General features: G+C 34.5%; 10 protein-coding genes and 1 pseudogene. 8 read left to right on the forward strand and 3 right to left on the reverse strand.

The features are described 5' to 3' along the window. Nucleotides 1-10: 10 nt before the first annotated feature. From IPH66_02820 to IPH66_02845, 6 genes are read left to right on the forward strand one after another with little or no spacing between them, the layout of a single operon-like run. Nucleotides 11-2311, forward strand: coding sequence for a hypothetical protein (locus tag IPH66_02820; protein MBK7128285.1), 2301 nt, complete (start codon nt 11-13; stop codon nt 2309-2311). Next, a complete protein-coding gene (locus IPH66_02825; protein ID MBK7128286.1) occupies nt 2308-5466 on the forward strand; it encodes a DNA methyltransferase in 3159 nt (1052 codons plus the stop codon). Before IPH66_02820 ends, IPH66_02825 begins: the two co-directional genes overlap by 4 nt. Nucleotides 5467-5469: 3 nt before the next feature. Further along, nucleotides 5470-6324, forward strand: a complete 855-nt coding sequence (locus tag IPH66_02830) for a TIR domain-containing protein (protein MBK7128287.1) — start codon at nt 5470-5472, stop codon at nt 6322-6324. Nucleotides 6325-6340: 16 nt separating this feature from the next. Beyond that, nucleotides 6341-6628 carry a hypothetical protein gene (locus IPH66_02835; protein MBK7128288.1) on the forward strand — a complete coding sequence of 96 codons (288 nt, stop codon included), beginning with the start codon at nt 6341-6343 and terminating at the stop codon, nt 6626-6628. 16 nt (nt 6629-6644) lie between these two features. Continuing rightward, nucleotides 6645-7703, forward strand: coding sequence for a hypothetical protein (locus IPH66_02840; protein MBK7128289.1), 1059 nt, complete (start codon nt 6645-6647; stop codon nt 7701-7703). A gap of 4 nt (nt 7704-7707) precedes the next feature. Further along, nucleotides 7708-8757, forward strand: coding sequence for a hypothetical protein (locus tag IPH66_02845; GenBank protein MBK7128290.1), 1050 nt, complete (start codon nt 7708-7710; stop codon nt 8755-8757). 55 nt (nt 8758-8812) lie between these two features. Here the strand turns inward: IPH66_02845 and IPH66_02850 are convergent, their stop codons facing one another. Together IPH66_02850 and IPH66_02855 are read right to left on the reverse strand one after the other, a co-directional pair. Continuing rightward, entirely contained in the window at nt 8813-9616 is an 804-nt protein-coding gene (locus IPH66_02850) for a zinc ribbon domain-containing protein (GenBank protein MBK7128291.1), read from the reverse strand. A gap of 6 nt (nt 9617-9622) precedes the next feature. Continuing rightward, nucleotides 9623-10432 (reverse strand): zinc ribbon domain-containing protein, encoded by an 810-nt coding sequence (locus tag IPH66_02855; protein ID MBK7128292.1) that lies wholly within the window; start codon nt 10430-10432, stop codon nt 9623-9625. 159 nt (nt 10433-10591) lie between these two features. On the opposite strand from IPH66_02855, the pseudogene IPH66_02860 reads away from it, so the two are divergent. Both IPH66_02860 and IPH66_02865 read left to right on the forward strand, forming a co-directional pair. Then, a pseudogene (locus IPH66_02860) lies at nt 10592-11799 on the forward strand (IS4 family transposase). 224 nt (nt 11800-12023) lie between these two features. Then, nucleotides 12024-12167, forward strand: a complete 144-nt coding sequence (locus IPH66_02865; protein ID MBK7128293.1) for a hypothetical protein — start codon at nt 12024-12026, stop codon at nt 12165-12167. A 93-nt stretch (nt 12168-12260) separates the two neighbouring features. Here IPH66_02865 and IPH66_02870 read toward each other — a convergent pair whose 3' ends face one another. Then, nucleotides 12261-13073, reverse strand: a complete 813-nt coding sequence (locus IPH66_02870; protein MBK7128294.1) for a hypothetical protein — start codon at nt 13071-13073, stop codon at nt 12261-12263. Nucleotides 13074-13232: the final 159 nt, after the last annotated feature.

The following is a 13232-nucleotide window of genomic DNA, read 5'->3' on the forward strand; positions in this document are numbered from 1 at the left end:
TCAGTCGGAAATGCCAAGTCTTGACAAAGCAGAGAATCTTGCAACGTTGGTCATTACCATCTTGGGTGTTGCATATCCAATTATTCTTGAAATTAATTCAAGATTGAACGATAAATATGGTTCAAGAATTATTGTTAAACTATTTGAACAATCTCGTGAGTACAGATATTTCATAGCTGTCCTTATCAGTTCACTTGTCGTTTTGCTACTATGGGTGTTAGACCGCCCTCCATTATTTGATTTCTCTTGCTTCAAACCAATAATATTAAATTCAGCTACCTTGCTGTTAATATTGTTCTCGATTGGCTTGACAATTTCATTTTTCCACTTGGTAAAATTGACGTTGATCTTTAATAATCCAGAAAAACTAATTAATTATCTCAAGTTTAAATGTCTTTCTGATGAATCTTCGGAGAGATTGTCTGAAATCGGCCTAATGGATATTTTTCTGCTTTCCATCAAGAAGCAAGATCATCCGGCTGCCTCAGAAATTGGTAGATTTTTTTACACAGCGTTTCAAAAAGAAAGAATAAAACAATCGGGTAAACCAGTGGTTTACCCTGATAGATATTATCAGTTGGTTTATAGAGCAATTGAAGAATTAAGAGTAATAAAGGATAATCGAAACAGATCAATTGAGGTCAGAACATCAGGTTCAATTTGGTTATTAGGTGAATTAAAGGATACTAAAATCTCTGATGAAACCTATCGATGGATATGGAGAAATTTGAGTTTGGCAATTGAGTATGATGATGATGAGTTAGTGATTCATCATTGGAAAACGGCACATCAATATATGGAGTATTCGTTCGATCGAATTTATCCTGAATTTGCACGAACACCTCCCTTCAATCAGCTTAATGAGGACGAAGTTGAGGAGAGAGAAAAGGAGAGAAATAAATTCCTTCGATTTCATATAGCCCTCGGTGGATTATTGATGTATAAACAAAGGTACAAGTGTATTTCTCGGATGTTTTCTTACACTCAAAGCGAACCACCAAGATATCCCTTGCTGCCAAATAACATGACAACGATTTTTGAAGTTTACAGTAAATTTCGGGATCGATACGATCAAGAATACAATTGGATTTCTAACATTTTTCCTTTTCCAGATTCAGAAGGTATTGGATCTGAAAATTTAATACGAAAGTGGGTGTTTCATTATTTGGCCGTTCTTTTTCTTCGTCAATTTACATTGCATAGTTATCTCATAATTGATAAACCAATTAATTTGCCTGAAATTCCAAAGAGTCAAAGTGAGAAAAGGCATTGGCTTGAAGGTCTGGAATATTTTGAGAAAACGGTATCATCCTATTTGGGCAATCAACAATTATTAGATGTTTTAGGGTTTAATTATTACTTTGATTCTGAAGAAGAGTACTTGCGTGATAGAACCTTGGGAGTTCAAGAAGGATGGAGCAACTTTTTTGAAAGATTAAGAACCAAGATATTGGAGCAGTTTCAAGTGGAAGGTCAGGAAATTGAACTTGATCAAACTAAAGTTAACCAATTCAAGGAGACGAGTAGAAAAACCTTGAATGAATTTCTTCAGTTAACTGCAACCATCTCAAACGAAGATTTGTCTGATACTAACTCAGTTCCAATAAACGAATGGAAGAGTGGCGGGCAGAAGGTAATTATGGACAAGGAAGCATACGGGGTTCTGGATGAAATATATTATCATGAACGGGATTCTTTTTTGTCAGATATATTAGTAGAAAATTTGCGAAATTTAGTTGGATACACATTTGAAGTCACCAAGACATTGACATTTAATATCAAACGTGAAGAAATGACTAAGGCTCTTGAATCCCTGAACCTAAACAAAAATCACATTATCGTAAATTTTGGGATGATGCTTTTCGACAATAAAGTTGAAGCCGGGACAAAGCACTTACTTGGAGAAACCGAAGTTATTAATTTTGGATTTTCAAGAGGAACGTTTCCAAGTCTATTTATTCTCTGTAAATCTGATCTGCCAAAAATTATTTGCAATCCAATCTCTGAAGAGGAGGTCAAAAAATATGACTTAAAGAAATTGAGTGAAAGATTTGAAGTTTATTGGAACGTGTTAGATTTAAACAAGTTTCCTGATGAAGTGGCGTTGGAATATCCGCAGGGCAGAGAGTTGAACGAGCTAAAAAGATCAGCTTTACTTTATCTTGAATTGGATTTTCAGATTAAATGGAAAAAAGATGCCAGAGTTTTGCAAATATTTGAATATTCACAGTATCATCACAAAGGAATTCCAGCCCCATTAGATCAAATTAAATTTGAATGGACTTGTAATCAAGAAAATATTAAAGAATGATTTTAGACCAATACATAACCAACATCAACAAACGCTACAAACTCGGCAACGCTACTGAGCACACCTTCAGAGGTGACTTGCAGCAGTTAATTGAAAGTTTGTTACCAGGCATCAGCGCAACCAATGAACCGAAGCGGCAATCATGCGGAGCGCCGGATTACATCTTGATGAAAAAAGATATTCCGGTTGGGTTTATTGAAGCGAAGGATATTGGTGATTCAGATTTGGACGGAACAAAAAAAACCGGAAACAAAGAACAGTTTGACCGTTACAAGGCATCACTCGGTAATATCATCTTTACAGATTATTTGAGTTTTCATTTGTATCGTGAAGGTGTGTTGGTGACAAAAATTTCGATTGGTGAACTTCAAGGAAATTCAATTGTACCTGTTTCAAAAAATTTCAATGAGTTTACCAATCTGATCACAGATTTTGGTTCGCATGTTTCACAGTCCATCAAAAATCCAAAACGGTTGGCTGAGATGATGGCGGGTAAAGCTCGGTTATTATCGGATGTTATTGAAAAGGCATTGAACAGTGATGATGATAACCATGAGAATAGTACGCTGCGTGAACAAATGAAAGCGTTTAAAGAAATTCTTATTCACGATATTACACCAAAAGGATTTGCAGATGTCTATGCACAAACAATTGCGTATGGAATGTTTGCTGCACGTTTGCATGATCCAACTTTACCAACTTTCAGCAGACAGGAAGCTGCGGAATTAATTCCAAAAACAAATCCGTTTTTGCGCAAATTGTTTGGTTACATAGCAGGGCCGGATATTGACGACCGCATCAAGTGGATTGTAGATAGTTTAGTAGATATTTTTCTGGCGTGCAACGTGCGTGAAATTTTGAAAAATTATGGTAAGTCAACCAAAATGGAAGACCCTATTATTCACTTCTACGAAACCTTTTTGAGTGAGTACGATCCAAAATTGCGCAAAGCAAGAGGTGTTTGGTACACGCCGCAACCAGTAGTTGATTTTATTGTACGTGCGGTAGATGATATTTTGAAATCTGAATTTGGTTTGAAAGAAGGTTTGGCAGATACCAGCAAAACAAAAATTAAAGTAAATCTTCAAGCAACAGACAAACGCTACAAAGACAATATCAAAACGGTTGAAGAAGAAATTCACCGTGTTCAAATTCTTGACCCCGCAACAGGAACAGGAACCTTTTTAGCAGAAGTGGTCAAACACATTCACAAAAAATTTGAAGGGCAAGAAGGTATCTGGAGTAATTATGTTGAAACACATTTGCTGCCCAGGCTGAACGGTTTTGAGTTATTGATGGCAAGTTATGCTATGGCGCATTTGAAATTGGATTTGCTTTTAACTGAAACCGGATTCAAACCTAAAAAGGAACAACGTTTCAGAGTTTACCTCACGAATAGTTTAGAAGAAAGTCACCCAGATACCGGAACGCTTTTTGCTAATTGGTTAAGCTCGGAGGCCAATGAGGCTAATCGAATTAAACGTGAGACGCCAGTTATGTGTGTAATTGGTAATCCGCCGTATGCTGTGAGTAGCACTAATAAAAGCGATTGGATTGATAACCTCATTAATGATTATAAGCAAAATTTAAAAGAAAAAAGTTATAATTCTCTTTCTGATGATTATGTAAAATTTATTCGATTTGGCCAACATTTCATTGAAAAGAATGGAAGTGGAATCTTGGCATATATTTCAAATAATAGCTTCATTGACGGAATCGTGTTTCGTCAAATGCGAAAGAGCTTAATGGAATGCTTCGACAAGTTATATATTTTAGATCTGCATGGAAACTCGAAGAAAAAAGAAACTGCCCCTGATGGTGGGGCAGACCAGAATGTATTTGATATTATGCAGGGCGTTTCAATCAATATTTTCATTAGAAAGGATGGAAAAAGAAATCAATCTCTTGGTAAAGTAGCGCACTTCGATCTATTTGGGAAGAGGGAAGTGAAATACGATTTTTTAATTAATAATTCTTTGAAAAGCATTTCCTGGTGTGAACTAAATCTAAATGCCCCAAACTATTCTTTTATTGCGAGGGATATTGACTTAGAAATTATTTATAATGAAGGGTTTGATTTATCTAAGCTTTTTGTCCAAAATAGCTCAGGGATTGAAACGAGGAAGGATTATCTGGTTGTGGCATTTGATGAAACAAAACTAAAACAGGTCATACAAGATTTTAAAGATCTCGATGAAGATAGTATTGCTAAAAAATATAATGTAAATAATGATAGTAGAGATTGGAAAATTGGTGCAGCCAAAAATGATATAATCCGAAACAATCCAAAGATTGAAAATATTCTTTCAAAACCATTTGATGTTCGTAAAATTATTTATACTGGCATTACCAAAGGTATCGTCGGTTATCCGATGTATAACAATTTCAAGCATTTTATAGACCGCGATAATCTGGGTTTGGTACTGAAAAGAGGCAGGTTACTTGGAAGTAATAGTAATTTCTCACATGTTTTTATTACCAATTGCCTCACGGACAAAAACTTTTTGGCTGACCAATCGTACGTACTTCCTCTTTATCTTTATTCCGACGCAGGGGGCCAACAAAGTATTGAGCAATCAGTCGAAAGAAGAGCAAATCTTGACCCTGCAACAATTGCTGATATTGCGAAGAGCATTGGAATCGAATTTTTTCCTGAAACCAAGTCCAATAGCAATTCGTTTAATGCCGTTGATTTATTAGATTATATTTATTCTGTTTTGTACTCACCATTCTACCGAGTGAAATACAAAGAATATTTAAAAATTGATTTCCCAAGAATTCCCTATCCAAAAGATCAAAAAAAATTCTGGCAATTGGTTGGATTGGGTGGTGAGTTGCGCCGTTTGCATTTGTTGGAATCTTTGACAGTTCAAAAATACATCACCAAATATCCGGTTGATGGAGACAACATGATCACCAAAATAAAATTTGAAAACGGAAAAGTTTTTATCAATGACACGCAATACTTTTCAAATGTGCCTGAAATTGCCTGGAACTTTTACATAGGCGGTTATCAACCCGCTCAAAAATGGCTAAAAGACAGAAAAGATCGTGAACTCAGCTACGATGATATTTTGCATTACCAAAAAATTATTGTTGCGCTGACAGAAACGGATAGGATTATGAAGGAGATTGATTTGGTTGGGGTGGAGTGAGATATGAGTGTAGAAAATTTAGTTCGACAAATTGCGTCAATTGACCGTGAGATTAACACAGTTGAAAAGAGTATCCATACCATTATTGAAAAGCTTAACCAAAAAACGAAGGAGGTAAACTCAATCTTTACAAAATTATCCAAAGAAAAGGACTTAAAAAGGGCAATTACCATTCGAGTTGATTTGCAAAGGAAACAAGAGGAAATTAATAGACTCGAAAAGGACAAAAGCACAAAATCAAAATCATTGGCTGATAAAAAAAGTAAAAAGTTAGAGTTACATAATAAACTTAACAAGGAAGAAGAAAAGGTTAGGGACAAGGCAAAAAAAGATCAGAAAGAAATTCTATCCATTCAACAGCAAATAACAAGAGAAATGGAGAAGCAAAAACGACAATCACTTCAAACAATTGATGTATTAAAACCAACTCAAATTCGTTCTATAGCGTATGATGTATTTGTATCTCATGCTTCTGAGGATAAAGATGAATTTGTTAGAGATTTCGTAGAATGCCTAAGAGAAAATGGTTTAAAAGTTTGGTACGACGAATTGACTTTAAAAATTGGCGACAGTTTAAGACGATCAATTGATTCTGGACTGAGTAATTCAAGATTTGGAATAGTAGTTTTATCCGAAGCATTCTTTCAAAAAGAATGGCCTCAAAGAGAACTTGATGGATTATTTGCGAGAGAGATAGACGGGAACAAGGTTATCTTACCAATATGGCATAAAATAAGTAAAAATGAGGTGTTACGATACAGCCCAATGATTGCTGATATGGTTGCATTAAACACCTCGAATTTTACAACGGCAGAAATTGCAGAAAAGATTTCTAAAAGAGTTCTGCAACCTGACTGAGTAGAAATATTGGAAAATGAAAAACAAAGAATTTATACAAGCACATCTCGTTGAGTCGAAGAAGCAAATTTCTGAATTGGCTGATAGAATTATGCTGAATGATGCTGACTTGGAAGATGACAAAAGACTCTTTGCCCCAATCTTACAGAAGACAGAAAATATAATATTATCTGACTATCTCATTGAGTTAGCAAATAAAAGAATTGAAGATTTGGAAGTTTATATTGGTGATACACCAGAATCGCAAGAGTACGCTGATCAATTAACCGTATATCTTCAATATCTACTGCGTGAAAAATTATAGAGGAATACAGTGATTTATGGAACAAAAAAAATGCTTCATTATTATGCCTTTTACAAAGGCTGCGCTTGGTGAACAAATTCTTGACAAGGCCGAGCTATCATATATCTATACCAACATAATAAAACGTGCGGTGTCTGAATATAAAGTGGAAGGCCAAGCTTTCTTTTCTCAAATTTCACGATACGAATCTAATGTAGGTTCAATAATCGATGGCATTGCATCGCAGCTTAACGAATCTGATTTGGTGATTGCAGATTTGACTGGTATGAACCCCAATGTTATGTACGAATTGGGTGTTCGACACACGCTACGCAGAGGTACAATTATTATTAGCCAAGATATAAAGTCACTTCCATCGGATTTGAGAGACTATATGTGTGTTGAGTATTCATTCTCAAAAAATACGATTGAGCAAGAAACAAATTATCACCATTTTTCCGAACAATTGCATATTTCAATTCGAGAGATTTTTAGTACGCACAAACCAGATTCTCCAGTTCTAAATTACTTGAATGGAAAAGGTCGTTACTGGAAAGAAGATGAATTGAAGACCTTGAAAAAAAATTTGGTCGTCAGTGCATATTTATTGGAGCAATTTGTGAAAATTCAGGAATGTATTCAAGCAATTGAAACTGAAGAAGGTAAATCGCAGTTAGAAGGTTATTTTGTTATTACTAATATATACTTGAATAATTTACAAGGCGCTCTTAATGACTTGACTATTGGAGTAGAAACTTCCATTTTATATGAAAATCTGCAAGCTGCCATTTCATTGATTTCGGACATTCAAAAAAAATCAAATATTGGTGAGACGTTGCCTGAAATATTCGCAATGATACCAGATTATGATCCAAATCTCTTTAGAAATTATAAGCAAACTTTCTTCGCTTCTCAATTTGTAAATCACTTCAAATTGAATGACCACGAATTTGAGCGGATATCAATAAAAAATGTGTTTTCCGAAGAAGGTGATTTTTACATTCACTTCGTTGGCGATTTGCAAGAGTATTTAGAAGTAAAAGCTGAAGAATTGGGGATCAGCGAGGAAGAGATTGATTACATTTTAAAAAATTAGAGTCATGATCAAGAATTTTTTATTCTTTTTATTTTTAGTTATTTGTGTTGTCACAATTTGGTGGCAAATTGGTTGGGTTTATGTTGATTCGATCACAATAGATAATCCGGAGATTAATTCAACTTCGGAATACAGAGGTACTTTTGGTGATAAATTCGGTTTTGTAAACTCGCTATTTTCGGCTCTTGCTTTGGCTGGAATTATTTATTCAATTTTTCTTCAACAACGTGAGTTATCATTGCAAAGAAAGGAGCTAAATGAGACCAAGGCTGAATTTCGTGACCAAAATTTCCAAACCGCTTATTTCAATCTTTTAAGAATGAATCGTGAGATAGTTGACGAACTGAATGTAACTTTTGTCAGGTTAAATCGAAATCTTGAAAAAAAAATTATAGATGCTAAAGGACGTTCATTTTTTAAGCATTTTAAAACAGAATTAAAAAGAATTTCAGATGCATTAAATGAACCGAAATTTATAGAATTCAATAAAGAGAGTGCATTGCATGAAATGGAATTAGAAGCAGAACAAGATTATTACGACTCAATAAATTCAGAAGGTCATACAGAATCTGGATTAGTAGAGTCTGAAACCAGCTACATGCACCAATTTACGTTGCAACATTATAAAATTTCCGAAGAAGAATTTAATTCATATAAGAAGTTACAATCAGAAAGGGAAAAGGTGGTTCGTATTTACGATTTTTTTCTTCGGAAATATGCTTTTGCCATTGGCCATTATTTTAGACACTCTTACCAAACATTGTTATTTCTTGACCATTCGGAAAAGGAAAAAATTAAAAATAGTAGTCCTATTGGTGAAGTAAAAGATCTTGAAAAGATAAGAGAAATCAAAAGTGAATTTCGTAGATATTCACAATTCTTTAAATCTCAAATGACTATACCAGAGGCCTTCGCGCTATTTTATAATTCATTCAAGTTTAAAAACGCTGAAATGTTATTGTCAAAATATCAAATTTTAGATTTCTTACCTGCTGAATTGATTTTGGACAAGCGGCATAACTTTCGTAAGGAAATTATACTTTTTGAAATTTAACGAATATTGTTCGGAAAAATCGATTCATAAAACGGAGATTATTTATGTATGAATATCATTCCCGTGCATCAACAATTTCATATCCCAAATAGGATGCACCCTTATGCCCGTCAAATTTTTCGATAATTACCGATTCAAAAACTTTACCAGGTTTTAAGTTCTTGCTAAAGGTTCTTGTTTCGTCTGAATCACTGAATAGGAATTTAATATCGATTTGACGTATGGTGATACTTTCATGTGTATTATACACCATTATTGATATTTCCCATTTACCAAAGAGAGTTTGTCGTGCATAGATTTCTTCACTATTAATGTATGCTTCCAAATCTTGTTTTGCCAGGCTTGAGTTTTCAATACCTAATGCTTCAAATAATTCTCTTTTTGCATCGTCTGGTAAAAGTTGATAGCCAACAAAACCTAAAACTAAAATAATCAAACCGGCAATTAGTAAAGGTTTTAAACAACCTGATTTCTTCTTCTGTGTAGTTTGGGAAGGTGGAATATTTTTATTGGCTTGGCTTGTTATTGATTCTTTTACTTCTGGTTTTGGTTCTTTTTTTGGTTCGTCTTTTTGCTCTGTCTTTTGATTAGATGATTGTGCAGTTGAAATTGGCTTTTGTATTGACGTTTCAACCTTTTGATCTTGATTTACTAATGGTTTTTCGCTAGGAATAATTGAAGGATTCAGCGACTGATCAACTCCGCAACTATTGCAAATTGTAACACCATTTTCTAATAAGTTTCCGCATTCAAAGCAAGGTGTTTTTTTTGAAATTTCCACAGGTGCTCCGCAATTCGGACAATTTTTCGCAAGATCGCTTATCTTGTTTTCACATTCAATACAAGTTATTAATGCCATAGAAAACTATTTTGAAACTTTACCTTCAATAACTCCAACTGCTACGAATGAGCCTTCACTCTTATTTGGTGCATCCATTGTAACAGTAGAGTAAGGGGCAATATTTGAATAGGATAAATACTCCCAATCAAAAACTTTATTATTCAAACGCTGATATTGAACTTCAACTCTTACCGTTTCCATTGTGTAGGGAGAATTATTGGTTACAGCTACTTGGATTTCATAAACTCCAGTCACTAATCGTTGACGATAATCTACATTGGCTCTAACGTATGAATCAAGATTATTCTCAACATCTTTCACTGAAATGTCTGACTCACCTTCATCGTCTTCATAATACTCATCCTCCGGTTCATAATCCACTTCTTCATCGTCGGAACTCGTCACTGTGTAATCTTCATCAGATTCTTCGGAGTTATTGGAACTACCTTCACTGTTACTTGAATTGAAGGATGGAGAGCTGTCCGTAGTTTCAGGTGTTTTATCAAATACTCCAGAAAGAAATAATGCTAAAAATATCACCGCAACTCCACCTAAACTGAACAATACAATTTTGGTAGTGTTGCTTTTCTTTGGTTCAGGTTTCTCTTGGGTTGGAGGAATGTAATTTGTTTCAGCGGTTTGTTTTTGTTCAATCGGTTTTTTGATTTCTTCAACAGGCTTCTTAATGGTTTCCTCAGAACTTAATTGAGATACCAATGTTTCAGCAGGAATACTTGGTATTGAACCTGTTGATTTGGGTTCACCGCATTTTGGACATGCCGCTGCAAATTCACTGATTTTATTGCCACATTTATTACATTCAATTAGAGCCATTTTCTGAAAAATTTCTTTAAAATAAACAATTTAATTGAAATCGATTAATCTCTATTAATATTGAAGAGCACTACTGTCCGATAAAAAAAATTTAAAAGCGGGATTTCCATAACAGATTTCCCGCTTTAGTGTAATTTGGTTTTGACGAACTAAATACACATGAATAAAAGTAACTACTTTTTTGGACAGTCGGTTTTCGGACAGCTGATTTCTTTAATTGACCCAACTCTTGTAAGCAGAGTGGTTAAGAACCGTAACTCTGATTATTATACCAAACGATTTGACACATCTGATCACTTAATCAGCATGTTGTTTTCAACTTTCGCCAATTGTTCATCGTTGCGAGAGGTTGCCGGTGCTATGCTTGGGCTCAAAGGAAAGACAAATCATTTTCAGTTAAAAAACATTCCGCACAAAAGCACGTTGAGTGATGCAAATGCTCGAAGGAGTCATGAGGTTTTTCAAGAGATTTATTATTTATTGTACAAAGAGTACTCAGGGGTTATCTCGGACAGCCGAAAACAATATGTATGGGAACAAAGGGTGGAAATTATTGATTCAACAACTATTTCATTGTTTCGTGATTTATTGAGCTGTGTTGGCAGAAAATCCTCCAATGGCAAAAGAAAAGGAGGCATAAAAGTACACACTCAAATTAATCTTCAGGAACAGGTTCCAAAACTGATTTGGTTTTCATCAGCGACAACACACGATAAAAAATTCCTTAAAAAACTTAAGCTGGAAAAAGGCAAAATAGCTGTGTTTGATAAAGGATATAATGATTATAAAACCTTTGATGAATTCACACAAAACAACATCTATTTTGTCACCAGACTAAAATCAAATGCAACCTATGAATTGGTTGTAGAAAATGATATTCCCAGCTATATTGACGCAGGTGTATTGAAAGATGAAATTATAAAAGTTGAAGTCAAAGACAACGGAAAATATCTCAAAACTACTGAACTCAGAAGAATTGCTTACTGGGATGACGAACACAAAAGATGCTTTGAATTTATAACCAACATACAAGGGATGAACGCAGGACACATCGCACTCATTTACAAAAAACGATGGCAAATTGAATTACTTTTCAAACAGCTCAAACAAAACTTTCCGCTAAAATATTTTTTAGGCGACAATGAGAATGCAATCAAAATTCAGATTTGGTGTACGCTAATAGTGAATCTGCTGTTGACCGTTATCCACAAAAAATTAAACGAAAATGGGCTTTCTCTAATCTGGCCAACTTTTGCAGACTGCATCTCTTCAATTACATTCATCTGATCAAATTTCTAGAAAATCCAGAAAAAGATTGGCTAGTTGAAATAGATCCACAACTTCAATTCGAATTTAGTTCAGCCTGAAAAGAGGGGGCTTACTTTTGAAATACAAGGCTTTTCATACGCAACCATGCGGGTTTTGAAAGGGTTTTTACGTACTTTTAGTTTTTATCGGACAGTAGTGATTGAAGAGATAGCATTTGTCTTACGGCTGCTTTTGGAAGTGTATTGAAATGATAAAATAATCGACTTTTTCGTTGATTTATATCGTCTAAATTCATTAAATTGTGCGTACTAAAACTCTAAATATGAAAATTCAAGCTATTAAGCCGGGGCCTAAAAGAAAAGCTGATTCAACAGGTAAACCTGATCAACGTCAAAGAGACAATAAAAGCACACCAGGGAATACTCCTTCATTGAAGCCAAGTAAGTCTACCATCAAGAAAAAGTAATGCTTGACTTTCTTACCATGCGTTCATTTTCAATAACAGTAAAGAAGATAGCGGAAATGGATGATTGAGAGATCAATTGAACTCTTGCAATATTCAAAATTCTGAAGCTACATTGAACCCCCTGGCATCAATATGATTCTCTATCATTAGTTTGTAGAGCTTATCATATTTGATCTTTTCAAAAAGTGAGGTCTTTGACCAGGTTGACTTTTCTTTTATTTTTTGCTCTTCATAAAACGGGATATCATATAAGTAGTTAGTTACTGTATGAGAATGATCAACTAAAGCAGAATGTGCTTCATTTCGTTTCGCCTCTAAAAGGTTATAATATCTAAAGACAATCCTTCTAATTTTTCTGAAGATGAATTTTTTTTGAAGACCGGTCATCCCTGATTTTTCCGTTTCATTTATTATAACGATTATTTCGTCAAAGCTATAAGATTGCTTTGACAAGAGGTAATGATTCATTGATTGAATGATCCCATAGAAATTATATTTTGCGACATTATCTTTTTCCAACAGATGCACTTTATATTCATTGTTGTTGATGATATAGGTGTAAAAGACATGGTACAAATCATAAAATTCAACACCATTCGATTCGTCAATCTGCTCTGTAGTCAATCTGCTCAATAGTTCTGGATGATGCTCTAAGAATTTGTCGACTTGTATAGATTCCAGATCCTTTTGTATTGCTTCTAAAATTGTAAGGCAAGATCTATAATCTATGTCATATTTTGCTATTTTTATTGAATAAATTGAAACAACTAGCGCCAGTATTCCTATGGCGACTGTTATTAAGACGTCCCATTGAAACTTGCCGTCTTCCCAAGCCCATAGTGAAGAGAATATAATCAAGAATGCAATACCAATTATGCTAAGTAGTGTGAGTAAATGAGTTCTCATTATTCCAAGATTTATTGATCAGGTAAATGAATTAATATACGGAAAATTTGGATAAGCAACTATAGTGAACTTATGGAATTTTTTGCCAGGAGCAAAATTCGCTCACTTTCGCAAAATCTATAAACCGAGTTGAACTTTGATAATATTTCTGTCACTCTG

The organism is Crocinitomicaceae bacterium, assembly GCA_016708105.1.
Taxonomy (GTDB): domain Bacteria; phylum Bacteroidota; class Bacteroidia; order Flavobacteriales_D; family Crocinitomicaceae; genus JADJGJ01.

What these genes read in the sequence shown, in the direction of transcription:
- IPH66_02820 (MBK7128285.1), top strand. Translation starts at nt 11, where the DNA reads ATGCCAAGTCTTGACAAAGCAGAGAATCTTGCAACGTTGGTCATTACC.
- IPH66_02825 (MBK7128286.1), top strand. Translation starts at nt 2,308, where the DNA reads ATGATTTTAGACCAATACATAACCAACATCAACAAACGCTACAAACTC.
- IPH66_02830 (MBK7128287.1), top strand. Translation starts at nt 5,470, where the DNA reads ATGAGTGTAGAAAATTTAGTTCGACAAATTGCGTCAATTGACCGTGAG.
- IPH66_02835 (MBK7128288.1), top strand. Translation starts at nt 6,341, where the DNA reads ATGAAAAACAAAGAATTTATACAAGCACATCTCGTTGAGTCGAAGAAG.
- IPH66_02840 (MBK7128289.1), top strand. Translation starts at nt 6,645, where the DNA reads ATGGAACAAAAAAAATGCTTCATTATTATGCCTTTTACAAAGGCTGCG.
- IPH66_02845 (MBK7128290.1), top strand. Translation starts at nt 7,708, where the DNA reads ATGATCAAGAATTTTTTATTCTTTTTATTTTTAGTTATTTGTGTTGTC.
- IPH66_02850 (MBK7128291.1), bottom strand. Translation starts at nt 9,616, where the DNA reads ATGGCATTAATAACTTGTATTGAATGTGAAAACAAGATAAGCGATCTT.
- IPH66_02855 (MBK7128292.1), bottom strand. Translation starts at nt 10,432, where the DNA reads ATGGCTCTAATTGAATGTAATAAATGTGGCAATAAAATCAGTGAATTT.
- IPH66_02865 (MBK7128293.1), top strand. Translation starts at nt 12,024, where the DNA reads ATGAAAATTCAAGCTATTAAGCCGGGGCCTAAAAGAAAAGCTGATTCA.
- IPH66_02870 (MBK7128294.1), bottom strand. Translation starts at nt 13,073, where the DNA reads ATGAGAACTCATTTACTCACACTACTTAGCATAATTGGTATTGCATTC.